General features: G+C 61.2%; 24 protein-coding genes and 1 riboswitch. Of the genes, 14 read left to right on the top strand and 10 right to left on the bottom strand.

Going from position 1 to position 26,541, the window contains the following annotated elements; genetic code table 11:
- The first annotated feature begins 13 nt into the window (after positions 1 to 13).
- Complete coding sequence (locus Q0X23_RS13425) at positions 14 to 685, top strand: glycosyltransferase family 2 protein (RefSeq protein ID WP_374707480.1); 672 nt, start codon at positions 14 to 16, stop codon at positions 683 to 685.
- Here the strand turns inward: Q0X23_RS13425 and Q0X23_RS13430 are convergent.
- From Q0X23_RS13430 to Q0X23_RS13445, 4 genes are all read right to left on the bottom strand, one after another.
- A complete protein-coding gene (locus Q0X23_RS13430; RefSeq protein ID WP_297860753.1) occupies positions 624 to 1,832 on the bottom strand; it encodes a glycosyltransferase family 4 protein in 1,209 nt (402 codons plus the stop codon). The genes Q0X23_RS13425 and Q0X23_RS13430 overlap by 62 nt on opposite strands.
- A gap of 79 nt (positions 1,833 to 1,911) precedes the next feature.
- Entirely contained in the window at positions 1,912 to 2,790 is an 879-nt protein-coding gene (locus tag Q0X23_RS13435) for a glycosyltransferase family 2 protein (protein ID WP_297860754.1), read from the bottom strand.
- A complete protein-coding gene (locus Q0X23_RS13440) occupies positions 2,780 to 3,979 on the bottom strand; it encodes a lipid-A-disaccharide synthase-related protein (protein WP_297860755.1) in 1,200 nt (399 codons plus the stop codon). The genes Q0X23_RS13435 and Q0X23_RS13440 overlap by 11 nt, the downstream gene beginning before the upstream one ends.
- Complete coding sequence (locus Q0X23_RS13445; protein ID WP_308446093.1) at positions 3,976 to 4,662, bottom strand: pyroglutamyl-peptidase I; 687 nt, start codon at positions 4,660 to 4,662, stop codon at positions 3,976 to 3,978. The genes Q0X23_RS13440 and Q0X23_RS13445 overlap by 4 nt, the downstream gene beginning before the upstream one ends.
- A 111-nt stretch (positions 4,663 to 4,773) precedes the next feature.
- Here Q0X23_RS13445 and mfd point away from each other — a divergent pair, with 111 nt between their 5' ends.
- The gene (mfd, locus tag Q0X23_RS13450) at positions 4,774 to 7,791 is read left to right on the top strand and encodes a transcription-repair coupling factor (protein ID WP_297860756.1); all 3,018 of its coding nucleotides are present in this window, start codon (positions 4,774 to 4,776) and stop codon (positions 7,789 to 7,791) included.
- Positions 7,792 to 7,817: 26 nt separating this feature from the next.
- Complete coding sequence (locus Q0X23_RS13455; protein WP_297860757.1) at positions 7,818 to 8,210, top strand: nucleotidyltransferase domain-containing protein; 393 nt, start codon at positions 7,818 to 7,820, stop codon at positions 8,208 to 8,210.
- Positions 8,211 to 8,235: 25 nt separating this feature from the next.
- On the opposite strand, the gene hemW is transcribed toward Q0X23_RS13455, so the two are convergent.
- Positions 8,236 to 9,345 (bottom strand): radical SAM family heme chaperone HemW, encoded by a 1,110-nt coding sequence (hemW, locus tag Q0X23_RS13460; protein ID WP_297861230.1) that lies wholly within the window; start codon positions 9,343 to 9,345, stop codon positions 8,236 to 8,238.
- Entirely contained in the window at positions 9,345 to 10,277 is a 933-nt protein-coding gene (locus Q0X23_RS13465; protein WP_297860758.1) for a S9 family peptidase, read from the bottom strand. The genes hemW and Q0X23_RS13465 overlap by 1 nt, the downstream gene beginning before the upstream one ends.
- Before the next feature lie 128 nt (positions 10,278 to 10,405).
- Here Q0X23_RS13465 and Q0X23_RS13470 point away from each other — a divergent pair, with 128 nt between their 5' ends.
- From Q0X23_RS13470 to mqnC, 11 genes are all read left to right on the top strand, one after another.
- Positions 10,406 to 10,897, top strand: coding sequence for a roadblock/LC7 domain-containing protein (locus tag Q0X23_RS13470; protein ID WP_297860759.1), 492 nt, complete (start codon positions 10,406 to 10,408; stop codon positions 10,895 to 10,897).
- A 1-nt stretch (position 10,898) separates the two neighbouring features.
- Positions 10,899 to 11,489 carry an ATP/GTP-binding protein gene (locus Q0X23_RS13475; protein ID WP_297860760.1) on the top strand — a complete coding sequence of 197 codons (591 nt, stop codon included), beginning with the start codon at positions 10,899 to 10,901 and terminating at the stop codon, positions 11,487 to 11,489.
- 615 nt (positions 11,490 to 12,104) lie between these two features.
- Positions 12,105 to 13,160, top strand: coding sequence for a glycine cleavage system aminomethyltransferase GcvT (gene gcvT, locus Q0X23_RS13480; protein WP_297860761.1), 1,056 nt, complete (start codon positions 12,105 to 12,107; stop codon positions 13,158 to 13,160).
- Between the two features lie 72 nt (positions 13,161 to 13,232).
- Positions 13,233 to 13,613, top strand: coding sequence for a glycine cleavage system protein GcvH (gcvH, locus tag Q0X23_RS13485; protein ID WP_297860762.1), 381 nt, complete (start codon positions 13,233 to 13,235; stop codon positions 13,611 to 13,613).
- Between the two features lie 148 nt (positions 13,614 to 13,761).
- Positions 13,762 to 13,848, top strand: a riboswitch (glycine riboswitch).
- Between the two features lie 101 nt (positions 13,849 to 13,949).
- Positions 13,950 to 16,808, top strand: a complete 2,859-nt coding sequence (gene gcvP / locus Q0X23_RS13490) for an aminomethyl-transferring glycine dehydrogenase (RefSeq protein ID WP_297860763.1) — start codon at positions 13,950 to 13,952, stop codon at positions 16,806 to 16,808.
- Positions 16,809 to 17,158: 350 nt separating this feature from the next.
- A complete protein-coding gene (locus Q0X23_RS13495) occupies positions 17,159 to 18,022 on the top strand; it encodes a phosphatidate cytidylyltransferase (protein ID WP_297860764.1) in 864 nt (287 codons plus the stop codon).
- A 184-nt stretch (positions 18,023 to 18,206) separates the two neighbouring features.
- The gene (gene dxr / locus Q0X23_RS13500) at positions 18,207 to 19,334 is read left to right on the top strand and encodes a 1-deoxy-D-xylulose-5-phosphate reductoisomerase (protein ID WP_297860765.1); all 1,128 of its coding nucleotides are present in this window, start codon (positions 18,207 to 18,209) and stop codon (positions 19,332 to 19,334) included.
- Positions 19,335 to 19,382: 48 nt separating this feature from the next.
- Positions 19,383 to 20,396, top strand: coding sequence for an RIP metalloprotease (locus tag Q0X23_RS13505; protein ID WP_297860766.1), 1,014 nt, complete (start codon positions 19,383 to 19,385; stop codon positions 20,394 to 20,396).
- Between the two features lie 12 nt (positions 20,397 to 20,408).
- A complete protein-coding gene (locus Q0X23_RS13510) occupies positions 20,409 to 21,041 on the top strand; it encodes a glycosyltransferase family 2 protein (RefSeq protein WP_297860767.1) in 633 nt (210 codons plus the stop codon).
- Between the two features lie 64 nt (positions 21,042 to 21,105).
- On the top strand, positions 21,106 to 21,312 hold the full coding sequence (locus tag Q0X23_RS13515) for a hypothetical protein (RefSeq protein WP_297860768.1): 207 nt from the start codon (positions 21,106 to 21,108) through the stop codon (positions 21,310 to 21,312).
- Between the two features lie 231 nt (positions 21,313 to 21,543).
- A complete protein-coding gene (gene mqnC / locus Q0X23_RS13520) occupies positions 21,544 to 22,677 on the top strand; it encodes a cyclic dehypoxanthinyl futalosine synthase (RefSeq protein WP_297860769.1) in 1,134 nt (377 codons plus the stop codon).
- Here mqnC and Q0X23_RS13525 read toward each other — a convergent pair.
- Genes Q0X23_RS13525 through Q0X23_RS13540 form a run of 4 tightly spaced genes read right to left on the bottom strand, consistent with a single transcriptional unit; the run spans position 22,674 to position 26,353 of the window.
- On the bottom strand, positions 22,674 to 23,861 hold the full coding sequence (locus Q0X23_RS13525; protein WP_297860770.1) for an ABC transporter permease: 1,188 nt from the start codon (positions 23,859 to 23,861) through the stop codon (positions 22,674 to 22,676). The two genes, mqnC and Q0X23_RS13525, sit on opposite strands and share 4 nt — an antisense overlap.
- A gap of 18 nt (positions 23,862 to 23,879) precedes the next feature.
- Positions 23,880 to 24,602, bottom strand: a complete 723-nt coding sequence (locus Q0X23_RS13530; RefSeq protein WP_297860771.1) for an ABC transporter ATP-binding protein — start codon at positions 24,600 to 24,602, stop codon at positions 23,880 to 23,882.
- A 50-nt stretch (positions 24,603 to 24,652) separates the two neighbouring features.
- Entirely contained in the window at positions 24,653 to 25,480 is an 828-nt protein-coding gene (locus tag Q0X23_RS13535) for an ABC transporter permease (protein ID WP_297860772.1), read from the bottom strand.
- A 45-nt stretch (positions 25,481 to 25,525) separates the two neighbouring features.
- Positions 25,526 to 26,353 carry an ABC transporter ATP-binding protein gene (locus Q0X23_RS13540; RefSeq protein ID WP_297860773.1) on the bottom strand — a complete coding sequence of 276 codons (828 nt, stop codon included), beginning with the start codon at positions 26,351 to 26,353 and terminating at the stop codon, positions 25,526 to 25,528.
- Positions 26,354 to 26,541: the final 188 nt, after the last annotated feature.

Genomic DNA, 26,541 nt, shown 5'->3' on the forward strand with positions numbered 1-26,541 from the left:
TGTGCGCATCTCGGTGGTAATTCCGGCTCGAAATGAAGAACAATTTATATTAGGGTGCTTGCAAGCACTCAAGGCCCAGACCTTGCCGCCCGACGAAATTATCGTGGTGGACAATGGTTCAACTGACCGGACGGGCGAGCTGGCGGTGGAAATGGGGGTCAAGCTGGTCAACTGTCCTACCCCGGGGGTTGCGGTGGCGCGCCAGGCCGGACTAGAAGCGGCTACGGGCGACTGGGTGGCCACGACCGATGCCGACAGCCGACCGGTAGCAGGCTGGCTCGAGGCCCTGCGACCCCACATGGAGAACAGCGTGGCTCTCTATGGCCCCATGCGCATGTTTGGACTTCCGGCCTGGCAGGAGGAACTTACCGAACTGGGCTATGGCGTTTTTCTGAAGATGATGGCGCTTTTGGGCAAGCCCAACCTGGCCGCTGCGAACATGGCTTTCCACCGCCAGACGGCCCTGGAGCTGGGGGGCTACCCCATGGTCGAGGCCAGGGAGGACGTAATTCTGGGATGGACCTTGATGAGGAAGGGCCGGGTTCGCTACGTGCGTGACGCCCTGGTACTCACTTCAGCCCGCCGAGTTCGGGGAGGTTGGCTCCCTTTTTTGTGGCGGCAGGCTATGAACCTTGGCGGGAATTCGACAGGCTATTTTGCGGCAGCCGAGGGAAGGGAATCTTGAGCCGGCGCGGCTCAAACTCCACCAGCCGAGTCGCCTCGTCGTAGATGGCCACAATCTGTTCGGCTACCCGGCGGGCTGTGCGCCGGTCGGCAAATTTACGGGCCCCTTCACTAAAGCGCTGCCGCAGAGCCTCGTCCCGCAGCAGCTCGAGGGCCCGTTCGGCCATGGCCTGGTAATCCCCTGGCGGCACCAGATAGCCGCTGCTGCCCACCTCCACCCCTTGCAGGGTGCCCTCGGCCCCCACCACTACCACCGGAACGCCCACCGCCTGGGCCTCCCAGATGACGAGCCCCTGGGTCTCGGTCTCGCTGGCAAACAAAAATAGCTCGGCCATGCGGTAGTAGCCGCCGATTTTTTCGTAGGGCACCGGCCCCACGAAGGTAATGTGCTCCCCGACGCCCAGCTGGTGGGCCAGTTGGGTTAGCTCTTCCTGGTCGGGCCCCATCCCCACCAGGGCCAGATGAGCGTCCGATTCCTTGCGAATTTCCGCCAGAGCTTTAATCACTACATCCACGCTTTTTTCCTTACCCAGCCGCCCTACATGCAGCAGGCGACGCTTACCGGCGGGCCAGGGCGAGACCGGATCGGGGGCGGTTTGCAGGATATCGGTATCGATGCCGGTGGGAATCACCTTGATCTCTCGCTCGATTTCATAGCTCTCGGCCAGCTTTTTGACCGGGTCGGTGGGGGCGATGACCACGTCGGCGCGGTTGTAGAAGGCCTGGCAGACCTTTTGCATGATGCCGACGTATTTGTCCAGCGTAGCCACACCAGGGATGTAGTGGGCGTATTTTTCCAGGTGGGTGTGAAAGGTAGAAACGTGGGGCAGGCGGTTGCGGTAGGCCAGCCGGGCCCCCCAGATGCCAATAAAAAGCGGGGTGTGGGTGTGGAAGATCTCGAACTCGGTGGGCAGCAGGCGGCTGCTGGGCATGGCCAGGCGCTGATTTTCGAAAAAAGGATAGGCCACACTGGGCACCCGCACCACCCACTCCTCCCTGGGGTCGGCGTCGGGCATTTCGGGGGCCAGCACCCAGGCCTCGTGCCCCATGCGGCGCAGCTCGCGCTTGAGCAAATAGACGCTGGTGGCGACCCCGTTTGGCCCTGGCAGGTAGGTGTCGGTGAACAGGCCGATGCGGTACAGGCGCACGGGTATATGTTAGCACAGCCGACAATTGTTGCTTCTGCTGAGGTTTCGCCACGAACGAACCCAGTGGTGAGCGAATAGTTCAGTATCTGGGCGGGGGATTGCGAAGACCCTCGAGCCACCCTTTCCAGATTATCTTTGCGCCCCCCAATCCCCGCTCACGTAGCCTAGCCACAAACACCCCCAGGCTGTTGAGCGCCCAGAAGGTTTTTCCTAAAGGGCCAAAGGCATCGGAGCGCACCAGCCAGGCCCGGTTGCGGGCCTCGAGGTAAAACTGTTCGTCGCTAGCGGTGATTGCCGAGCTAAAGGGATTGCGGGTTTTGTGTACGACCACGCTATCCTGAACCAGGAAGCCCAGGCCACGGCGTAAGAGCCTACCAGAGTACTCGAGGTCGTCGTTCCAGAGAAAGTAGTCCCTGGTGGGTAAGGGATGCGCCATGGCGGCAGCACGGCTGACCAGCATAGAAGCATAGGTGCCAAAGCGTATCGGCAACAGTTTCTGCTTCCTGGACTTGAGCAGCAAGGCGGGGCGGCGGAGGTCGGGCCATGGGATGCCCATAGGGTGAGGGCGCCCATCTGTCCAGACCAGCCGGCTTAGCAACAGGTTGGGCTCGAGGCCCATCCCCCGCACCCTGCGAAGGCCCTCGAGCATAAGGAAAAGACTGTCCGGCTCAGGGTGCGCGTCGTCGTCGAGTAGCCAGATCCAGTCGTATTCCAGGTCCCTGGCCAGGGCCAGGCCATGATGAAATCCACCTGCCGCGCCGGTGTTTTCGGGCAGACGCACGTAGCGAAGCGCGGCGAACCGTTGCCGCACCATTGCCTCGGTGCCATCGGTCGAGGCGTTATCCAGCACCAGCACCTCGGCGGGCGGGTAGGTTTGTTGCAGGATGCGCTGCAAACACTCCTCGAGGAGCGCTTTGCGGTTGTGGGTGACCACCAGGGCCAGCACGCTATCCGGCATGGGCACCCCCCAAAGCCAGTGTTTGACGAATCTCCTGGGCAATTTGGGGCAAGGCTCCCCGGGGCCCGTTGCGCTCGAGGCCCTCCCTTCGCGCCGCCTCACGAGCTGCTTCATCCGTCAGAAAAACCCGCACAGCTTCGGCCACGGCCTTGGGGCTAGGTTCCACCAGGCGCAGGGCTTTGCCCAGCAACCGACTCTGGCGCAGGGCGTTGGGGTAGATGTACTGAGGGCCAGGGGTAGAGAAGGCTACCACCGGAATACCCATCCCGGCGGCCTGCTCGTTGGCAGTCCCGGCAGTGCCGATGGCGACCTGCCCCACGTGCAAAATGGCCGAGAAGGCACCCCGCAACAGCCAGACCCGGTGCTGTGTGGATACGGCGCTGGCGGTGTGCTCGTCCTGCACTTCGAGGCGCCAGCCCTCCGGTAGCGGTACGTGCTGGAAGTCGCCGGCCCAGGCCACCAGACCCTGCATCTCGGGAAGCAGGGCCGCGCTTTCGAGCATCAGGGGCAGGCTAAAGCGCACGTCACCGCGGGTGCCGGGCAGCAAGACCAGCACCGGCCTGCCATCCAGCACCCCGCTCAGGTCGCGTTCGGGGGCCGATAGGGTATCCATGGCCATGCTGCCCACGAAACGGGCCTTGTGCATGCCAAGCTGCTGGGCGCGCTGTTCGCTCAGCTTGTCGCGCACGTATACGGCCTGCACGAAGCGGTGCATCCAGCGCTCGTAGAACAGGTAGTCCTCGGCGGCAAACTGGTTGGGCTGTTTGAGCCGCTCCCAGATGCTACGGCCCCCCCAGTAGTAGTGAGAGATTTGTGGCTGAAGGTGAAACAGCGGCAGCCGCCCCCAGTCCGAGGCCAGCACGCCGATGGCCAGGGTATAGGCGTCGCCCACCGCGGCCACCGCCTGCACCTCGCCCCGGGCAAGCTGGGCGGCCCGGATCTGCCGGACGATTTCCAGATGAAAACCGGCCTTCAGGTCGGCAATCAGGTTCTCCAGGCTATTGAAGGGGAAGCCCCCCGAGGGCATCTGGGTGCGGGGGCCCAGGATGCGTTCGACCTTGCCTTCGTACCGCTTGCCAGCCCCCACCAGGGGCAGGGCCGCCAGCGAGAGGCCCTCCAGGTATGCGCAGAGAGAAGCGCCGATCAGGTCTTCGGCGTTGCCGCCAGAGATGATGAGCACATCGGTCATGCCGATTCAACCTTGCGCGCAGGCAGGCTGCTCGAGGCCCCAGTACCGGGCATTTTCTGCTGTGGGGTGGACGCTGGCCCGGTCTTGGGTAACTGCTCGAGGGTCACCTGCAAGGCCAGCCGGATGGCCTGGGCCTGGGTTTGGAGTGGCACAAATGCCTGGGGCTTGTGCAGGGCCAGGGTTTCGTCGGGGGGCAGGTGGATGAACCCGGCAGGCGCCTCCAGCGGCAGCGTGGCCAGGGCCAGGTACATCACCTGGTTGCACAGATACAGCCCCGCGCTGTTGCTGACCACGCCAGGAATGCCCGCCTCGGCCCAGCGGGCCTGGATGGCCCGGATGGGGAGTCGGGTGTGCAGGGCCAGGGGGCCCCCCGGCAGAATGGGGGTGTCTTGCAGGTGGTGCCCGCCATTGTCGGCGATTTCAAAGTCGAGCAGGTTTACCGCCAGGCGCTCGAGCGACAGGAGTGCCCGGCCTGCGGCCAGCCCCAGGTGGAGCGCAGCGGCAGGCTGGTGGCGACGGTAGAGCTCCTGCAGGGCCTCGGGCGCCCGGAGGGTGTCTACCGGCAGCGTGGCGCGCACCAACTCGGCCTGGCCCAGCCGGTTGGGCAGGTGCTCGAGCAAAGCGCTGCTGGGGTTGTGCGGTAACCCGGCAAAAGGCTCAAAACCGGTAACCAGAATCTTCACGCTGTTAGTGTAACAAGTCCTGCTTTGCAACCCAGGCGCCGGGGTAGACTGCGGTGCTCCTCCAGGGCTCCCCTGGTGGAACTTTTTGCCTTGCAAAAACAACCCACTTTTATGAACACAACCGCACAATCCATCCACAACCACTACCTGCCTGGCCTGCCCCAGGTGGCCCGTGCGCTGCTTTTTGCCCAGGGCGAAGGCCCCCGGGTGTTGCTCTGCCCCCTCGAGCGCCTGAGTCTGTATGCCGACCTGGGGTCGCTGGGGATCTCGGCTTACGTGAACCCCGGCCTGGAGGCCGTTGGCGAGGCGCAGGTGGTGGTGATGAGCTACGAGGAGGCCCTGGCCCCATTCCCCGAACGACCCGAAGACTGGCGGCTGGTGCTCGAGGTGGGCCGCAGCTACCTGCGCGAAGACCTGCTCGAGCGCCTCTATCGCATGGGCTACCTGGGCGAACCCGACGAAGATGAAAAAGCCGGTTTCCGGGTGCGCGGGGAGATTGTAGAGATTGGCGAGGTTCGCCTGGAGTTCTTTGGCGATGAACTCGATGGCCTCAAGGTGGCGGGGGAAGCCCGGCAGCGCTACGTTCTGACGGCCCGCGTAGGCAAGGCCGAGACCTGGGACGCCCACAAAATCCTGCACTTCCCCGGCACGGTCTACCTCGATACCCCAGCCCTGGCCCCCGAGGCGCTCTGGCCCCTAATAGCAGGGCGGGATCGGGTGGCCTTTGGCCTGGGGGGGCCAGAACTGCCCTCCCAGCACCTGCCCTACAGGCCCCTCCCTCCCTACCGGGCCCGCCTCTCGCAGTTTGTGGATGATGTGCACACCTGGATGGGGGCGGGTTTTTCGGTGGTCTTTTTCTATCGGCACCCCAAGAGCCGCAGCTACCTGCTACACAAACTACAGGGGTCAGGGGAGAGGGGTCAGGGTTCCGGCGAGCGGTCCTATGCCCTGGCGCCCGACACCCTTCGTTCTACCCCGATCCTGTCACCCAAACCGGGAACCCTGAATCTGGTGCCCGCCCCCTTCGAAGGGGCCTTCCTGGACCCCGAGCGGCGCACGGTGTATCTGAGCGAAGCCCATCTGTACGCCTTTGGGGGGGCAGAAGTACTGCGGAACCGGCGGGTGGTAGCGGGCGAGGCCGACCCTGGGGCGCTCTCGGTAGGCGACTACCTGATTCACCCCGAGCACGGCATCGGGCAGTACCTGGGCCTGGAAACCCGCGAGGTGCTGGGAGCCAAGCGCGACTACCTGGTCTTGCAGTATGCGGGCGAGGGGAAGATGTACCTTCCGGTAGAGCAGCTACCCCTCCTCAAGCGCCACCCCGGCACCACCGATGACCCCCCGGCCCTCTCCTCGCTGGGCAAGGGGGAGTGGAAGCGCACCCGGGAAAAGGCCCAGCGCGACGCCGAGGAGCTGGCCCAGCGGATGCTGGTACTGCACGCCAAGCGTGAGGCCACGCCGGGCCGGGCTTTTGGCCCGCTGCCCGAGTGGGATTCCCTGGTGGAGCAGAACTTTCCCTTCGAGCTGACCCCGGACCAGCACAAGGCCCTGGAAGAAACCCTGCGCGACCTCGAGGCCCCCCGGCCCATGGAGCGCCTGATCTCGGGCGATGTGGGCTTCGGCAAGACCGAGGTGGCCCTGCGGGCGGCCCACCGGGTGGTGGGACATGGCGCTCAGGTAGCGGTGCTGGTGCCTACCACGCTCCTGGCCGAGCAGCACAAAGAAACCTTTCAAAAACGCCTGGCGGGCCTGCCGGTACGGGTGGCAGCCCTCTCGCGTTTTGTTTCCGAGCGCGAGGAGCGGGAAATCCTGAAAGGCCTGGCGCAGGGTACCGTGGATATCGTGATCGGCACCCACCGCCTCTTGTCCCCCGACGTGCGCTTCAAAGACCTGGGCCTTCTGGTGGTGGACGAGGAGCACCGCTTTGGGGTGGCCCAGAAGGAGCGCATCCGCGAACTCAAGGAGGCCGTGGACACCCTGTTTTTGTCGGCCACGCCCATCCCCCGCACGCTCTACAGCGCCCTGGTGGGCCTGCGCGACCTGAGTAGCATCCAGACTGCCCCGCCGGGCCGCAAGCCCATCCAGACAGTGCTGGCCCCCTACGACCCCGCGCTGGTGCGACAGGGGATTATGGACGAGCTCGAGCGCGGCGGCAAAGCTTTCTACGTACACGACCGGGTGGCTACCATACTGGCGCGGCGCCAGTACCTCGAAGCCCTCGTTCCCGAGGCCCGCTTTGGGGTGGTGCACGGCCAGATGCACGAGGCCGAGGTAGAGGAGACCATGCTGGCCTTTGCCGAGGGGGCTTTCGACGTGCTGTTGGCTACCACCATCATCGAAAGCGGCCTGGACATCCCCGAGGCCAACACCATCCTGGTCGAGCGGGCCGACAAGCTGGGCCTGGCGGCCCTCTACCAGCTCCGCGGGCGGGTGGGCAGGCGGCAGGAAGAGGCCTATGCCTACCTGTTTCACCCCCTGCGCCTGACCGAGGGCGCCGAGCGCCGCCTGGCCGCCATCGCCGACCTTTCCGACCTGGGTTCGGGGCACCTTTTAGCCGAGAAGGACATGGAAATTCGTGGGGTGGGCAATCTGTTGGGGCCCGAGCAGCACGGGCATATCCGCGCGGTGAGCCTGGAAATCTACACCGAGCTTTTGTCGGAGGCCATCCGCAAGCTCAAGGGGGAGAAGGTGGAGCCGGAGCGTCACGTCACCCTCGACCTCCAGCTTTCGGCCCGCCTCACCCCCGAGTACATCCCCAGCCCCGAAGCCCGCAGCCGCTACTATGGCCGCCTGGCCGAAACCCGCAACCTGGCCCAGCTTTCCCGCATTGCCAGGGAAATCAAGGAACGCTACGGCCCCGCACCCGAGGAGGTGGAAAACTTCCTGGCCCTCAGCAAACTCCGGCTGGTAGCACAGTCCAAGGGGGTGGTCTCCATCACCGAGGACATGCTTCACCTGCAGATTGCCTTCGAGACCGTCCGCCTCGACTACGACGCCAAAGCCCTGCGGGCCTTACCCTTCCGGGTCGAACCCACCCAGTACCCGCCGGGGTTTCGTATTCCCAAAAAAGGTTTAGACCCTAAGCGGTTTGTAGAGGCCCTCAGCGAGGTGCTTTATCTGGTGGACTGATCAAGTACTTATGCTACCCTGATCACGTGGAAACCCAGTTGATCGAAAGCATTGAAGGGGTATTTGCTGGGTATCCGCAGGTGCAAGCCGCTTTCTTGTTCGGCTCCCGCGCCTTTGGGGAGGCTCGCCCGGATAGCGATTGGGACCTGGCGGTGTACCTCGAGCCCCCAGAACTCGATCCCACGCTGGAGATCCTGACCGACTTGGTGAAAGCCGGTTTTGAGCGCACCGACTTGGTGGTTTTGAACCAGGCCCCACCCGTGCTGGCCTTCGAGGTAGTGCGGGCCAACAAGGTGATTTACCGGCGGGAGGGGTTTTGCGTGGGCAGCTATGTTTCGCGGGTGGTGCGGGAATACTGGGACTTAGAGCCCCTCTTGCGCATCCAGCGGGAAGCTATGAAAAGGCGGTGGCTGGGCTGAGGTATCCGCGGGTCTTAGGGGGGATTTATTTAGCCTCCAAAGCTTCCCACAGCCGCAAGATGATACCGTGAAGAATGGCTACCCCAGCTCGAGCCACTCCTATTCTCTTACCTCGAGCCCATAAAAGTTTTTGCCCCTCGAGTTCGCGCACTGCCGGCTCGAGCTTTTCCCAGACCTCCAAACTCGTCTGCCGCTCGAGCTCTCCTACTTCCACCCCCTCGGCCAGCCGCAGGCCCAACATCAGGGCTTCTTTGACGTGCTCGAGGGGGCTTATTTCTTCCACCGAGGGCCCTTCCCCTGCCAGCCAGCGCGGAAGCGGTGGGTTGGTGGCACGGATGGCATATAGGGCTTTTCCCGCTAGATCAGGCAGGTGCGCCGCCGCGCCAGGCCCCAGCGCCCCCCAGAAGCCCAGTTGCCAGTAGAGCTTGTTGTGCCTGCTTTCCTGGTGGGGTAGGGCAAAGTTGGAAACCTCGTACCGCACAAACCCGGCTTCGCCCAGAATCTCCTCGGCCTGTTCGAATGCGCGGGCCTCCTGCTCCTCGTCGGTTTGCAGGTTGGCCAGCGCAAAGGGCGTGCCGGGCTCTATTTGCAGCGTGTAGGCCGAAATATGCCCCACGCCCAGGGCGCGGGCTTCGCGCAGGTCGGCCGCGAAGTCCTGGCCGGGCAGGCCCAGAATCAGGTCCAGCGAGGTGCGGAAACCGGCTTCCAGGCTCATCTCCACCGCCTTCAGGGCGCCTTTGCGTCCGTGGGCGCGGCCCAGGGTGCGCAAAACTTCGTCCTGGAAGCTCTGTACCCCCAGCGAGAGCCGGTTCACCCCCAGGCCCCGCAGCAGTTGCAGCCGCTCGGGGTTTAGCGTACCGGGGTTGGCCTCCATGGTGACCTCGGCTTCGCGGATGTCCCAGGGCAGGGCAGCAAATAGGGCTTGTAGCTCGGCGCTGCGTAGGAAGCTGGGGGTGCCGCCGCCAAAGTAAAGGGTTTTCAGGGGCTCCGGGTACTGCGCATAGAGGGCTTTGGCTTCCTCGGCGAGGCGCTCGAGGAAGGCCGCTACCACCCCCCCGTGCCGCCTGACCACGTGAAAATCGCAGTAGGGGCAAAGGGTGGGGCAGAAGGGAACGTGAACGTACAGGCCCTGCATCATCCGCCGCTTCGCAAAGCCTGCCCAAAGAAGCTCCGGGCCCGGCGCATCAGGGTGTTGTAGTCGTTGCCCCTGAAAGTGTGGCCCGCCCCGGGGTAGGTAAAACACTGGTGAGAAACGTTGTTTTTCCGCAGCGCTGCGCAAATTTCTTCGGCCCAGGCGTAGGGGGTCTGGGTATCGGCGGTACCGTGGTGCACCTGCACCGGGGCCCGGATACGGGCGTAAAAGTTGATGGGGGAGATTTGCGCCAGGGTCTCGGGCGGCGTATTGAGTTCGTTGCAGCCACGCTGACGGTTGGTGAAGACAAAGCAAATTTGCCGCGCATTCTTCAGGTCGTCGCCGTGCATGGTGCCGTAGAGCAAAACTGCCCGAATTTGCGGGTCGAGTACCGCTACCCGCTGGGCAATCCCGCCGCCCATGCTGTGCCCCATCAGCCCCACGCTGGGCAGGGCTTTTTCCAGGGCGCCCCGCCCGGCCTGGGCCCGCACAATGGCGGCCAGGTCGAGTATTTCCCGTGCATACAGCACCCTCGAGGCCCCTTGCTCGGGGCTCCCCTGCGACAGCCCATGCCCGCGCAGGTTGGGGTGAAGGGTGACGAAGCCGGCCCGGGCCAGCCCGTCGGCGTAGCGGGTGGTGTAGGCCAGGGTGCGGTAGGTGGCAGGGTTCACATACCCGTGAATCACAATCACCACCGGAAAGCGCCCCGCCGTGTTGGGCACGTTCATGAAGCCGTACATGGTCAGGCCGTCGGAGGGGTAACGCACCAGATAGCGGGTGAAGCTGGGGTTGCGCTCCAACACCCGCTCGGCCACCAGGGCCCCGCCGCCGTAGCGAAGGCGGCTGAGTTCGGCAATGGTGACCGCATTCTGGCCCAAGGCCAACGGGGCCACCCACAACAAGCCAAGAGCGAATAGGGCGTGTAGCTGGCGCATGGGTCAAAGATACGGTACCGGGACGCGCCCTAGGTTGCCGGAGGGCACATTGACCACCGGAGCCCGCGTGTCTTTGGCGTAATTCATCACAGGGGTCGGTAACGTGTGCATGTTACACTTAGCCTACTATGGTTGAGCCTGCCATCGCACTCTTTGGGGGCGCTTACGAGAAGGCTTTGCACGTCCTCGAGGAGTTGTTGCGCGAGAGCGGGGCGCGCTACGTGCTGTTGCTAGACCGTAAAGGGTTTGTGCTGGCCCACAAAGAAGCCCTCTGGGCGCCCAGGCCCCCAGCGCTGGACTCGCTGGCTACCCTCATCGCCGGAAACGCCGCAGCTACGCAGGCCCTGGCCAAAATGCTGGGCGAGCCCCGCTTCAACGAGCTACTGCACCAGGGGGCCACGCACGGGCTGTACGCCGAGGAGGTGGGCGAACTGGCCTTGCTGGTGGTCATCTTCGATAACTCGGCCCCGGTGGGCCGGGTCAAGCTTTTTGGCAAGCGGGCCGTGCAGGCCCTCGAGGTCATCACCAGGGACGCAGTGGTGCAACCTGGAACCCTCGGGATTGATCATGAGTATCGGGACGGGGCCAGTGCCCTCCTGGACGAACTATTTGGGAACTGATATGAGCACGATTAACTTTGCCGCCAGAGAAATCAACTTCAAAATTGTCTACTACGGCCCCGGAATGTCCGGTAAGACCACCAACCTTAAGTGGGTCTTCCAGCAGGTGCCGCAAAACCGCAAAGGGGAGATGGTCTCGCTGGCTACCGAGGACGAGCGCACCCTCTTCTTCGACTTTTTGCCGGTAGATCTGGGCGAGGTTAAGGGCTTCAAGACCCGCTTCCACCTCTATACCGTGCCGGGGCAGGTCTTTTACAACGCCAGCCGAAAGCTGATCTTGCGGGGGGTGGATGGCCTTGTGTTTGTGGCCGACTCGGCCCCCAACCGCCTCAGGGCCAATGCCGAATCCATGCGCAACCTGCGTGAGAACCTGGCCGAGTATGGTATCAAGGCCGAGGACATTCCCATCGTGCTCCAGGCCAACAAGCGCGACACCCCCGATGCCCTGCCGGTGGAGATGATTCAGGCCGTGATTGACCCCGAGATGCGCCTGCCCATCTTCGAGGCGGTAGCCACCACGGGAATGGGGGTCTTCGAGACCCTCAAGGCTGTAAGCCGCCAGGTGCTCTCCCGAGTGGCGGCGGCCAGTTGAGCGTTTTGATAAATCTCCCAAGTCCTATCTCGGTGGTAGCTTGGCAGTGTTGGTGCGTAAACGCCCGCAAACCTTAGCGAACGCTTTAGGCAGCCAGTGTTGCAAAAAATGCTTGTAGGCAGGCGACCTGGCCGGGTATTAGGCCCCCACCTAGCCTCCCCCGTTGGGGGAGGAAGTAGAGGTTTTACTTTATGCACCGGCCCTGGGTAGCTTGGCTTTTTATACCAGATTCGGTTAGTTCGTCACTCTTCAGTGACGAACTAACCCGACTGAAAGGAGTGCTCTAGGATTTAAAAAGATAGCCTCTGGACTTTTTGATTTGAATGACTATCTTTTTGAATCCGGTATTGGGTGTGGGTGTGTGTTTCGTGCATGGATTTCGAAGTCTGTGCCTGGTCATTCTCAGCGAAGCGAAGAATCGGGTGCGCTACTAGCCACACAATCGCTCTACAGGCGCGGGTTTGGATTTCTCGTTGGCTGGGCCTCCTCGGAAGGACGCAGTGACCGGTATGCAGCAACTTTGAAGGTTTCGGGACTTGCGGCTCGAGACCCAAGACCTGCCACTGCGCCTATCGGTCTCGGCCTGCCGACCTGGGATTGGTATGCTATGGAGGCATGAAAACCACCCCACTTCATCCAGCGCACCTGGCTTTGGGAGCCAAGATGCTGCCTTTTGCCGGCTATGAGATGCCCATTCAGTACACCTCCATTACCTCCGAGCACCTGGCCGTGCGGGGGCTCGCGGGCATGTTCGACGTGAGCCACATGGGGGAGTTCTGGATACGGGGGCCGGGGGCGCTTTCGTTCTTGCAATATGCAACCCTGAACGACGTCTCCAAGCTCAAGGTGGGGCGGGCCCAGTACTCCATGCTGCCCAACGCGCAGGGGGGGCTGGTAGACGATATTTACATCTATCGAACGGGCGAGAGTGAATATTTGATGGTGGTGAACGCGGCCAACATCGAGAAAGACTGGGCTCACCTCAACAGCCTGAAGGCAGGTTTTGAAGTAGAGCTCGAGAACGCCTCCGACTTCTTTGCCCTTATTGCCGTACAGGGCCCCCAGGCGGTAGCCGTGCTGCAAAAGCTCTCGGACACCGACCTGGCCTCGCGCAAGAAGAACGATACCTTTATGGGCAAGCTCTCCGGCAAGTGGGTGCGCTTTGCCCGCACCGGCTACACCGGTGAGGATGGCTACGAGGTGTTTGTGGCCCCGGATGAGGCCCGGGCGGTCTGGGAGGCTTTGTTGGGAGCGGAAGTGACCCCATGTGGGCTGGGGGCGCGGGATACCCTGCGGCTCGAGGCGGGCTTCCCCCTCTATGGCCACGAGCTAACCGACGAGACCAGCCCCCTTTGTACGCCCTTTAGCTGGGTGATTAAGAGCCACAAGGAGTTTCACGGCAAAGAAGCTCTGCTAAAAAGCCCCTGCGAGCGGCAACTGGTGGGCTTGCAGGTGGAAGGGGGCATTCCCCGCGAGGGTTACCGGGTGATGCAGGGGGGGCGGGAAGTGGGTATTCTGACTTCGGGTACACATTCACCCGTGCTAAAGAAGGGTATCGGTATGGCGTATGTGAAGGCTAACCTGGCCGCCGTGGGGACGCCCCTCGAGGTCGAAATTCGCGGCAGAATGGCAGCCGCAACCGTGGTCGAGATGCCTTTTGTTAAGTTGTAGCCAGGTCTCGGAGAACCCTGACCCTGTGCTTTAGGGCTTGTTTGGCAATAAACTGACTGCCGAGGTGACATCATGAACTATCCTTCCGAGCTAAAGTACACCAAATCGCACGAGTGGGTTCGCCTCGAGGGCGACGTAGCCGTGGTGGGTATCACCGATTTTGCCCAGGATGCCCTGGGCGACGTGGTGTTCGTGGAACTGCCGCAGATGGGCAAGGTTGCCGAACCGGGGGCGGCGATAGCGGTGGTGGAGTCGGTCAAGACCGCCTCGGATATATACGCGCCGGTAGCGGGTGAGATCATCGAGGTGAACGATGCTTTGGGCGACAAACCTGAATTGCTTAACCAGTCGCCCTATGGAGAAGGGTGGCTGTTCAAGATGAAGGTCAATCCTGCCGACGTGGAGGGGCTTTTGTCGGCGGCGGATTATCAGGCTGTAGCGGAAAGCCAGTGATCTTTTTGAGCGTCGGGTGGGCAATGCATACCCAGTATTCGTTGAGCGCAATGCCCATTGGCTGCCAGACCCGTAACCGCGTACAACTGTATAACCGTCACTTTCAGACCTTCATCTGGTTGGGCTATCATATCGCTGGTAAAGCAACCGGCTGCTGATGGGAGAGATGGGCCTAGTCCCACGCCGAAGGAGCAACCACCCCGGAATCTCTCAGGCAAAAGAACCACAGCGGCACAATCTGGAGAGAGGCGCCAAACGCCCGCCGACGGGATAACACTCTCAGGCAAAAGGACAGATGGGGTCAAGTTTCTTCCGATTGCGAAGAGAGGAGACCCCATGTCAGACACGCAAAAGCCCCGCTCCACCGATTTCTCCAGGCGCCACATTGGCCCTACCCCGGAAGACATCCAAGCGATGCTAAAGGCGGTAGGGGTTTCGACCCTGGACGAGCTCATCGAACAAACGGTACCGGCCTCGATCCGAGAAGACGCCCCTCTGGGCATTGGCCCGGGCTTGAGCGAGACCGAGATGCTGGCGCGGATGCGGGCCATGGCCGAAGAGAACCAGGTCTATACCTCGCTGATTGGCCAGGGGTACTACGGAACCATCCTTCCGCCCGTGATACAGCGAAACCTGCTGGAAAACCCGGCCTGGTACACTGCCTACACGCCCTACCAGCCCGAAATTAGCCAGGGGCGGCTGGAAGCTTTGCTTAACTTCCAGACCATGGTTGCCGACCTGACCGGCCTGGACATCGCCAACGCCTCTCTGCTGGACGAGGCCACCGCGGCGGCTGAGGCCATGGCGGTAGCAGAGCGCAGTTGTAAGCACCCACGCAAGGCGTTTTTTGCCGACAAGAACCTGCACCCCCAGACCCTGGCCGTGCTGCAAACCCGCGCCGAGCCGCTGGGCTGGGAGCTGGTGGTGGGCGACCCGGAGGCCGACCTGCACCCCGAGACCCTCTTCGGGGCTATCTTCCAGTATCCCGACACGCTGGGGCAGATCCGCGACCTGCGGCCATTTATCGAAAAAGTTCGGGCAGCAGGGGGTGTGGCCGTCGTGGCCGCTGACCTGCTGGCCCTCACCCTCCTGACCCCACCCGGCGAGCTGGGGGCCGACATCGCGGTGGGCTCGGCCCAGCGCTTTGGGGTGCCGATGGGCTACGGCGGGCCGCACGCGGGCTACATGGCGGTTAAGGATGCCCTCAAGCGGGCCTTGCCGGGGCGGCTGGTAGGGGTTTCGATAGACTCGAGGGGCAACCGGGCCTACCGCCTGACCCTCCAGACCCGCGAGCAGCACATCCGCCGCGAGAAAGCCACCTCCAATATCTGCACTGCACAGGTTTTGCTGGCGGTAATTGCCTCGATGTACGCAGTCTACCACGGGCCCGAGGGCCTGCGCGAGACTGCCCAGAGCATCCACGACAAAGCCAGCGTACTGGCGGCTGGCCTAAAGCGCCTGGGCTATGTGCAGCTGAACCCCCACTTTTTTGATACCCTGACCATCCGGGCCGAGGGCCGGGTGGAGGAAATCCTGAGCGAAGCCCGCAAACGGCGCATCAACCTGCGCAAGGTCGACGACCTGCACATCGGCATTGCCCTCGACGAGACCACCACCCCCGAGGTCATCGAGGCAGTTTGGGAGGCTTTTGGGGGCAAGTTCAAATACGAGGAATTTGCGCCCGAGAACCACCTGCCCGCTGCCCTCAAGCGCACCTCAATGTACCTGACCCACCCAGTCTTCAATCGCTACCACTCCGAGACTGAACTCATGCGCTACATGCGCAAGCTGGCCGACCGTGACCTGGCTTTAGACCGGGCCATGATTCCGCTGGGCTCCTGCACCATGAAGCTTAACGCTGCGGCCGAGATGATACCCATAAGCTGGCCGGAGTTTGCAAACCTGCATCCCTTTGCCCCGGCGGAGCAGGCCAGGGGCTACCAGAAACTCTTCGAGACCCTCAGTCGTTGGCTCTGCGAGCTTACCGGTTACGACGCCATTTCGCTCCAGCCCAACTCGGGGGCGCAAGGGGAGTACGCGGGATTGCTGGCCATTCGGGGCTACCACCGCTCGAGGGGCGAGGGGCACCGCAATGTTTGCCTGATTCCCTCCTCGGCCCACGGCACCAACCCCGCTTCGGCCCATATGGCCGGTATGGAGGTGGTGGTGGTGGCCTGCGACGAGCAGGGCTATGTGGATTTGCAGGACCTCGAGGCCAAAGCCCGGCAGCACGCCGACAGGCTGGCTGCGGTGATGGTCACCTACCCCTCCACCCACGGCGTCTTTGAGGAAAAAATCCGCGAGCTGTGCGAGATTGTGCACCGCTACGGCGGGCAGGTTTACCTGGATGGCGCCAACCTCAACGCCCAGGTGGGGCTTTCCAAGCCCGGCCACTACGGGGCCGATGTCTCCCACCTCAACCTGCACAAGACCTTTGCCATTCCCCACGGCGGCGGCGGGCCGGGGATGGGCCCCATTGGGGTCAAGGCCCACCTGGCTCCCTTCCTGCCTGGCCACCCGGTACTGGACGGTGGCACCGCACCGGTGGGGCCGGTGGCGGCGGCGCCCTATGGCTCGGCCTCCATCCTGCCCATCTCCTTTGCCTATATCTGGATGATGGGCAGCGAGGGGCTCAAGCGGGCTACCGAGGTAGCCATTCTGAATGCCAACTACATTGCCAGCCGGCTCGAGCCCTACTTCCCGGTGCTCTACAAGAACGAAAAAGGCCGGGTTGCGCACGAGTGCATCCTCGACCCTCGAGCCTTCAAGAACAAGTGCGATATCACCGCAGAAGACATTGCCAAGCGCTTGATCGACTATGGCTTCCACGCCCCAACCATGAGCTTCCCAGTGCCCGGCACCCTCATGGTTGAGCCGACCGAGTCGGAATCCAAATACGAACTGGATCGCTTTATCCATGCCATGATCGCCATCCGCGAAGAGATAGCCCAGATCGAGCGGGGCGAACTTTCCGCCGAGGAAAGCCCATTGCGCCACGCGCCCCACACTGTGCTGGACATTGCCGATGAACATTGGGGCCGCAAGTACTCCCGTGCGCAGGGCTGCTTCCCGGCAGGTCAGTCGGCCCTGGACAAATACTGGAGCCCGGTGAACCGGGTGGACAACGTTTATGGCGACCGCAACATCGTTTGCTCCTGCCCGCCGGTGGAGGACTACGCCCAGGCGACGGACTGATACCAAATCCACATGAACCCCTAACCTTCTCCCCCTGGGGGAGAAGGTGGCGACACCCCGACCGTGCTATTTACAAATAGCGATAGGAACACGATTGACTGCACCCAAGGTGTCGCCGGATGAGGGAGCTTGGGATGACCCCTTAAAGCTAACTGTCCAAGTAAGGTTGGTATTAGATGTCTCACAGATATACTTGCTGCTTGGTACCAAAAAAACCACGGTATTTGCAACAAGCTCTCGTGGGAACCGTGCTGTCTGTTTACCTCGAGACAGGTCGGGCCAAACCACCTGGTTGCACTGCTAGTTTGTGGAGGCTCGAGCCCCAAAAGCCTGGCTGATATGCTGTAGCTGTGCAGCCCTCGGAGGCCCGACCCGATTCATCCTTGCCTACCCGCATAGCTTCCTCGCTTATCGGGGTGCTGGTGCTCTTTGGGGTGATCTGGGAGGGGCGGATTTTCCTTTTCCTGGCGCTGGTTTTCATACTGGTACTGGGTTCTCTCGAGCTTCGCCATATGCTGCGAAACAAGGGCATCGAACTCAACATGGCCTTTTTGATTGGGGGAGGGCTGGTCATGCTTTTGTTCAGCTTGCCCCAGCTCCACGACGTCTACCCTGGGGTGCCCTGGCGAGAAATTGCCCTGGGGCTGGTGCTCATTGGGGCCTTTAGCTCCGAGCTGATCGTAGGTGCCAACATTCAGCGCTTTGCTTACAGCCTGATGGCCTTCTTGTACCTGCCCTGGACGCTGGGATTCTTTCTGTTGCTGCGCCACTCCCCAGACGGTACAGTGGGCCTCTGGATTCTGGCCCTGCCCCTTATCAGCAGCTTTGCCAACGACATCGGCGGCTACTTTGTGGGCCGCTACCTGGGCCGACGTAAGCTGGCCCCCACCATCAGCCCTGGCAAAACGGTTGAGGGCTCTATTGGTGGCATCCTGACTAGTTTTTTGCTTCTGTTTTTGTTTACTACCATTGTTCGTTCAGCCTATCCCGAAAGCCCCTTCGCCCTGTTCCGACCTGTTGAAATCTTTATTGTCAATCTGGTGCTCTCCTTTGCGGCACAACTCGGCGACCTGACCGAGTCCATGCTGAAGCGTTTTTGCGGCGTCAAGGACTCTGGTCACTTCCTGCCCGGCCATGGGGGGCTGCTGGATCGCCTGGATTCGCACCTTTTCACGGTTCCGCTTACCTACTATTTGCTGACCATCTTTATTTGAGCATTTCTCAGAAGCTATGCCCTTGCTGGGTTCTTATCATTTTCTTGGAAGTATAGTTTGCAGCCCCCACCCGGCGACGCCGGGTTGCCATCAGAAGTGGCCTGTTGGGAAAAACGATAAAATCCTGTACCCTTGCAGGGCTGATTACAGACCTTTATCCCCAAACCAGTACACTAGCAAGAGGATGAGTGATACCCCCAAACGTATCGTGGTGCTGGGCTCTACTGGCTCGATCGGCACCCAGACGCTGGATGTGTGCCGCTGGCGGGGCTACCGGGTGGTGGGGCTGGTGGCAGGCAAGAACCTGGACCTGCTATATCAGCAAATTGCCGAGTTTCAACCAGAAGCGGTTGCGGCCGATGCAACCGTCCTACCCGAGTTGCGGCTTCGCTTTCCAAACCTGCACCTCACCGATGCCTTAGAGGTGGCCGCCTGGCCATCAGATGTAGTCGTAGGGGCCATTCCTGGTCTGGCAGGTCTGCCTGGGGTGCGGGCTGCTGTGCAGCAGGGCCGCCGAATGGCCCTGGCCAACAAGGAGAGTATGGTAGCTGCCGGGCCGCTGCTCTGGCAGGAAGCAGAACAAAGTGGCGCGCAGATTATTCCGGTGGACTCTGAGCACTCCGCCCTCTTCCAGAGCCTGGTGGGCGAACCCTTCCGGGATGTGGCCGAGCTGATCCTGACCGCTTCGGGTGGCCCCTTTTTGCGCGAGCCGGCCGACCTCTCTAAAGTCACCCCCCAGATGGCCCTTAATCACCCCCGCTGGAAAATGGGCCCCAAGGTGACCATAGACTCCTCAACCCTGTTCAACAAGGGCCTGGAGGTGTTGGAAGCGGTGCAACTGTTCAAGATACCCATCGAAAAGGTCAAGGTGCAGATTCACCCGCAGTCCTATGTGCATTCGATGGTACGCTTCCAGGACGGCAATATCAAAGCCCAGCTCGGCCCTACCGATATGCGGTTGGCCATCCAGTATGCCCTGACCTACCCCAAGCGGCCTCCCACCCCCTTGCGCGATGCGCCCATCCCGGAGCGGCTGGATTTTTATCCCCCCGACACCAGGCGCTTTCCGGCCCTGGCTTTGGCCTACGAAGCAGGGCGCATGGGGGGTCTGGCACCGGTGGTGCTCAATGCAGCCGACGAGATCGCGGTGGAGGCCTTTTTACAAGGGCAGATTGGCTACCTGGACATCCCCCGGGTGCTGGAAAAAGTGTTACAGCAGACGCCCAAAACGGACCTCACCTGGGACAATGTATATGAAGCTGACCTCGAGGCCCGCAAGCTGGCTCGAGAACTGCTCAAGGTAAAGGCTTAAACATGAAAAGTAGACTTTTTTTACTTCGGGCGTTTCAAGGTGTATAGCATGAGCCTGATTTGGTTTCTCCTGATCATCTCCATCAGCATTTTCGTGCACGAGCTGGGCCACTACCTGGCAGCCCGCTGGCAGGGGGTGGGTGTGAAGAACTTTGGGGTGGGTTTTGGCCCCACCTTGCTCAAGTTCGACCGCTGGGGCACGACCTGGCGGCTCAACGCCATTCCCCTGGGCGGCTACGCCGAGATCGAGGGCATGATGCCCGGCGATAGCCACGGCTATGCGCGGCTCTCGGCACTGGGCAAGTTCTTCATTCTGGTGGGTGGGGTGCTAATGAACCTGCTCCTGGCCTGGGGGGTGCTGGGGGCTTTGGCCTCCATCCAGGGGGTGCCCCAAACCCGGGCCGAAGTAACCGAGGTGCTGCCGGGCAGCCTGGCCGAGCAGGCCGGTTTCCGGGTGGGCGACCGTATTCTTAGTCTAAATGGGGTGAAGCTCGAGTCGTACGACCAGGTTACCCGCTTCCGCCAGACTCCGGGCGAGAAGGTTTTTGTGGTGCTGCGGGATAACCAGGAAGTAACCCTGCGCTTCAACTGGGACAACACCCAGGGCAGGCTAGGCATTGTCTACCGGGCCGAACTCATCGGCTACACCCGTATCAACTTCTTGCAGGGGCTCAGCCGGGCCATCGGCGAAACGGTGGTGGCGGTACCGCGCTTTGTGCAGGAGTTCGTGGGTAGTATTGCCCGCATCCTCTCGGGTCAGCAAGCCCAGGGGGTGGCCGGGCCAGTTGGTATTGTGAACATCACCGGCCAGGCTGCCCAGCAGGGCCTAGGCACCCTGGTGGGGCTGCTGGCGGCTATTAATCTGTCGCTGGCGGTGTTCAACCTGCTGCCCATCCCAGGGCTGGATGGAGGGCGTATCTTGGTGCTTCTAGCCAACGTTTTCACTGGTGGACGCATTAAACCCGAAACGGAGGCCCGGCTCTCCTACGGCGGCTTTGTGTTTTTGATTCTGTTGATTGTGCTGGTGACCATTAACGATATCCGCAACCTGGTCGGTGGGTAGAATGGCCCCCAGATGGATACCACGGTCTTGATCCCAGCCTACAACGAGGAAGCCCACATCGCTGCTGTGGTGGCCGTGGCGCAGGAAGCGGGCCTGCCCGTGGTGGTCGTAGACGACGGCTCGACGGACCAGACCGCCCAGGCCGCCGAGCGCGCCGGGGCAAGGGTGCTGCAGCTACCCGAAAACCGGGGCAAAAGCGGGGCCCTGGCCTTTGGGCTGGCCCATGTGCAAACACCCTATTTGCTGATGCTCGATGCCGACCTGACCGGACTAAAGCCCCAACACCTGCTGACCCTTTTGGAGCCCGTGCGCTCTGGAGAACTGGACATGGCCATCGGCGTCTTTAAGTCAGGGGGGCTGATGACCGATTTCGGCAACCGGGCCACCCCTTTTTTATCGGGGCAGCGGGCCTGTACCACCGCGTGGCTAAAAAGCGTGCCCAACCTGACCGAACGTCGCTGGCCGGAGCCTGCCATCACCGACCACTTGGCCCGCACCCGGGCTCGCTGGGCCTATGTGGAGTTACCCGGCGCTGGGCAGATCATGAAAGAGCAGAAACGCGGCTTCTGGAGGGGTCTGGGCATGCGCCTTAGGATGTACACCGAACTGCTGAAGTATAGTTTGGGTCGGAAGACTCGAGCTTGAACAAAGCTGACAGCAACTTCTTATTTTTTACTGGGAGGTGCCTATGCGAATCGAAGTAGCGGTAATGATGCAAGTCCATGTTCCCAACGATACCGATCTCGACGACCTGAATCTGGAAATTGACGAGACCGGTATCCGCTTCGTAAGCAACGGCGAAACCGTGGCCGATGTAAACAGCATAGAAGACTATTACATCGACGATATCGACACTGACGAAGAAGATTGGGACGAGGAAGACGACGAGGACACAGACGAGGACGACGAAGAATAGCCGAAAGTCCAAAGCTCGATAACTTTCCGGCCGAGGTTCGCCGCACCCTCGATAGCGTGCAGCTTTATGCCAACTTTAGGCGTGTGGCTATCTTTCAGCGAAGCAAGAGATGGGGATGGGAGACAGGTGCTGGTTTTGAACGACTACTCCCTACCGCCTACCGATCCTTGAAAAACCTATGGGGTCGTTTGCCCTACTTTTTCACGAAACCCCTATCGGTACAATGGCCACATGGACGTTTTGAGCCGCGCCGCTGCAGGCGAACGACTTTCGGCCAGTGAACTACGCCAACTCTACGAGCTTCCCCTGCCCGAGGTGGCCGCCGTCGCCCACGAACTTCGGCTTGGGCGCGGCAACCCCCAGGTAGTAACCTACCTGATTGACCGCAACATAAACTACACCAACATCTGCAATGTGGCCTGTAACTTTTGCGCATTTTACCGCACCAAACGGCAGGGCGACGCCTATGTGCTTTCCTTCGAGGAAATCGGGCGCAAGATTGAAGAGCTCATGCAAATTGGGGGGCGGCGCATCCTGATGCAAGGGGGCGTGAACCCCGACCTGCCTTTCGAGTGGTACCTGGATTTGCTGCGCTACCTCAAGTCGCACTACCCCGAGGTGCGTATAGACGCCTTCAGCCCGGAGGAAATTCTGGGGCTGGAAAAGATTACCGGCCGCAACTGCCGCGAACTACTCATCGAGCTCAAGGCGGCAGGTCTCGATGGTCTGCCGGGTGCAGGCGGCGAGATTCTGGTAGACGAGGTGCGGGCCAAGGCCGCCCCGGCCCGCATCAAGAGCAGCGACTGGTTTCGCATCCTCGATACCGCCCAGAGCCTTGGCCTGTATACGATTGCAACCATGGTGATTGGGTTTGGCGAGACCTATGAGCAGCGCATTGCCCACCTGCTCAAGATTCGCGAGCAGCAGGAAAAGGCCCTGCGCGAATATGGGCAGGGCTTTGCGGCTTTTGCCATGTGGACGCTGCAAACCGAGCATACCCGCCTGAAGGGCAAGGCCCCCGGGGCCACCGCCCACGAGTACTTGCAGCAGCTTGCCATTGCCCGCATCGCCCTGGACAACATCCCCAACCTGCAAGCCAGTTGGCCCAGCATGGGCTTCAAGGTAGCCCAGGCTGCGCTCTACTACGGGGCCAACGACTTCGGCTCGACCATGCTGGAAGAAAACGTAGTCAGTGCCGCCGGGGGCCACAACCGCACCCATGCCACCGTCAGGCAGATGGTGCGGCACATTGCCGATGCAGGCTTTACCCCTGCCGAGCGCGACCCCTTCTACAACATCAAGCAGTACCCGAATGTTGAGGCCATACTAAACGAGAAGCCGCTTGTAACGCTGCCGCTGGCCTAGTTTCTAAAAACCACATCCTCGCGCTGGAAGTTGCGATAGGCCAGGTACAGGGCCAACCCGGCAAAAACCAGGGTGGAAATCCAGGTTAAGCTCAGCAGCGTGGCGGTCGCCGAGCCTTTGATAATCGCGTCCAGGGATAACACGACGCCCACGAAAGGCAGGGCAAAGTACCAGTCCTGGAGTTTGATAAAATCGGAAAACTGCAAGAACAGGATGGGAATAATCATCACCAGCATCAGGGGGCTCATGTAGCTTTGCGCCTCTTTAAAACTGCGGGCATAAAGGCCCAGCGAGATCATGATGGCAATGACAAGCAGAGCAAACAACACTGCGGTAACAATCATGGACAAATAGCCCAGCGGGTTCAGGGCCAGGGCGCCGCCCAACTGCGCCGCGTTCTCGCCGTTTTGCACCGCCTGAAGCTGTGTAGCGAAAAGGTTGCGAAGTACGCCCCCACCCAGCAAAAGCCCGGTAATGGCGGCAAGGGTGGAGAGGAGCGACATCACAAATACCGCCAGTCCCTTGCCCAAGAGAATCTGAACCAGGGGCACGGGAGCCGCCAGGAGGGCCTCGAGGGTACCCTTCTCCTTCTCGCCTGCCGTGGCATCTACCGCCACCGGCATACCGCCTGTCTGTATAAAAACCACCAGGAAGTACGGAATCAGAAACGCGAACAACCCAGCGGCCCGCTCCTGCTCGCGCGAGGCGTCTTTGGTCTCTAATCTAAAGGGCTCCAGAATGTCTGTGCCAATGCCCCTGTTTTTCAGCTCTTGGGCCACCAACCGATCTTTATAAGCACGCAGCGCCCCCTGAATCTTCTCTACGACCAAAGCACTTTGAGTCGCCCCACCCGAAAGCCTGCCATAAAGGGTGTATTTGCCGTTCTCGAAGACCAGCGCCGCCTGCACCGCGCGGTTCTGTACAGCTTCCTGGGGGTTGGCAATCTCGACGGGTTCCACTCGAGCCTTCTTGAGTTCGTCCAGCACTTCCACCGGAACCCCCACCACCCCAACTTTCTGCACGCTTTCCTGGGTTTGCCGGGCCGCATTGCCAAACAAAAGAATAGGGCCAAACATCAGCAAGGGCATGATCAGAATGGGAAGAACCAGTGTGGTAAACAGTACCCGGCGCTCACGCACCACACTCAAAAGCTCTTTTCGGGCAATTATAAGAATTTCGTTCATCTTTAGTGCCAGAGCGTTTCAAGCAGCCTCTTCCAAACGCCGGATAAAGGCCCGCTCGAGGTTCCCCGAGCCCAGTTCCAGAGCTTCTTGCAAACGACCTTCGTACACCAGCAAGCCCTTGTTGATAAAACCCACCCGGTCGCAGACCTCCTCGGCCTCGCTCATCACGTGGGTGGAATAGATCAGGGTTTTGCCCAGTTCGGCATACCGCCGCACGAAATCCAGCAAGGCCCGCCGCGCAAATACGTCGAGCCCGGCAGTGCCCTCGTCCAGGAGCAAAACCTGCGGCTGGTGCAGGATGGCCCGGGCTATCACGATTTTTTGTTGCATGCCGGTAGACATATCCTTCACCTGTTTGCTCAGCACGGCCTGCTCGATGTGCAGCAGCTCGGCGGCCCAGGCAATACGTTCTTTGAGCCCGGGCCCCCACAGATCGTAGAAACTACCAAAAAAATCCAGCACCTCGTAGCCGGTGAGCTTGTCGTAGACTTTCATGCCGCCATTCACAATGCCCAGGTTGCGGCGCACCGCAAGGGAGTCGCGTGTTATATCAAAACCAGCCACCTTGGCGCTACCGCTGGTGGGTTTAAGCAAAGTGGCCAGGATGCGCAGGGTGGTGGTTTTGCCCGCCCCGTTGGGGCCCAGCAAGCCATAGACCTCGCCAGGCTGTACCACAAACGAGATGCCCTTTATGGCATGTAGCTTCCGGTAGACTTTTTGCAGGTTGTCCACTTCAATCATGCTGCCTCCAATATATTCGTGACCTGGGCAATCCCCTCGCAAAAACCGGCTTAACCGGTTCGCTTGAGCTTGCCGGTGCGTTTGGCCCACATCTCGGCGGTATGAAACACCCACAGGCCCAGTGGAATGAGCACTATCCCCATCAAGAGCAGAACCCCCAACTCGGGCAGGACCGAAGAGAGCGGCGCCCCCACCAGTTTATCCGGGGTGGAGTCGGGGTGGTTAATGCCCATCAGTTTGCGGCAGGCCTCGAGGGCATAGGTCGCGGGGCTCAGGTAGGCCAGCGGCTGCACCCAGGAAGGCAGTACGCTCACCGGATAGTAGATGCCCGAGACCAACAGCAAAATGCCCTGGAAGATGTTGGTGGCCTGGGCGCCGTTTTCCGGCGACATCACCGGCAGAATGGCGGCCATCAGCCCCAGGCCCATAAAGGCCAGGCTGGCTACCAGCAAGACCACCAGCACACCCAGCAGGTTGGCCCCGTTCACCGAGACCTGAATAAAAAGCACCAGCCCCACCAGAATCACGATGGTGCGAAACACGCTGAAGATGATGGCAAAGAGCGAGACCCCCGAGAGGTGCACGAGCCTCGAGACCGGGGCCATGAAGGTGTACTCGAGGGTGCCCTCCCAGCGCTCGTAGCTGATGGAGTTGGCAATCTCGTTGTACATGGCCGACAAAAACGACCACAAGAGCACCCCCAACAATAGCGTCAGGGTCAGGCGAAAGTCGTCCTGGGCCTTGCCGATCAGGGCAATGGTGGCCGAGTTGACGATGGCATAAAACACAAACACCGCCACCCAGCTCATATAGCGCCGGGTCAGGTGCCAGTCGCGGAAGACAAAAGCCCACATGGGGCGCAGGTATCGTTCAAGCATAGCAGTTCCTTTCTGGGCGATCCGTTGTCGAAAAAAATGCTTTGGCTACCGAGTATCGGCATCTTCATCTAGTTCCTCGCCGGTCAGGGCGATGAAGGCTTCTTCCAGGTCGGGTGTACCCGCCTGGCGTTTGAGTTCTGCAGCAGTGCCCTCGGCCACCAGCCGCCCGTGGGCCAGGAAACCAATACGGTGCGCAAGCCGCTCGGCCTCGGCCATATCGTGGGTGGTGAGCAGGATGGTGGTGCCTTCGCGGGCGCGGAGGTCTTCCAGGAAGGCCTGTACGTCGCGGCGGCTCTTGGGGTCGAGGCCGGTGGTAGGCTCGTCTAAGAGCAGGAGCGGTGGGTTGATGAGGAGGGCCCGGGCGATGGAAATCTTCTGCTGCATGCCCCGGCTCATCTCCTCGATGGGGTCGCTGAAGCGGCGGGACTCGAGCCCGAGTTGCTCAAGAATCTGCATAGCCCGTTTTTCAGCCTGGCGGGGCTCGAGGCCATAGAGCTGTGCGGCATAAAGCAGATTTTCCCGGGGCGAGAGCTTCTTGTAGAAGGCCGCATCCACACTCACCCGCCCCATCTTGCGGCGCAGCCTGGCCTCATCTTCTGGCAGTTGGTAGCCCAGCATCCGCACCGTGCCGCCATCGGCGGTAAGCAGAGTGGAGAGGATGCGTATCAGGGTGGACTTACCCGAGCCGTTGGGGCCCAGAAGGCCATAGGTTTCCCCCTCCTGCACGTAAAAAGAAACCCCCTTGAGGGCCCATTCTTCTTTAATGGAGCCCCGCAGTCCGTCGCGTTTGCGAAAGACTTTTTTCAGATTGGAAACCTCGATGGCGAGTTGGGTTTGGGCGGTATTCAGGGTTAGCATAGTCGGTTCAACCATAAACAAGTTGTAGGGCTTAGGGCCGCATGGACTGGCCAAGTATTTGCATTACCCCTCCAAACACATCGGCGGCCCGGAGGCCGCCGATATAAACGCCTTTGGCGTTATGAATGCGGGTCGGGTTGGGGTCAGCGCCTCAGGCGCGGAACCAGGTCATAAGAACAATACGGTCGTTCATGGCACACCTA

Origin of the sequence: Meiothermus sp., assembly GCF_026004115.1 — a bacterium.
Lineage (GTDB): Bacteria > Deinococcota > Deinococci > Deinococcales > Thermaceae > Meiothermus.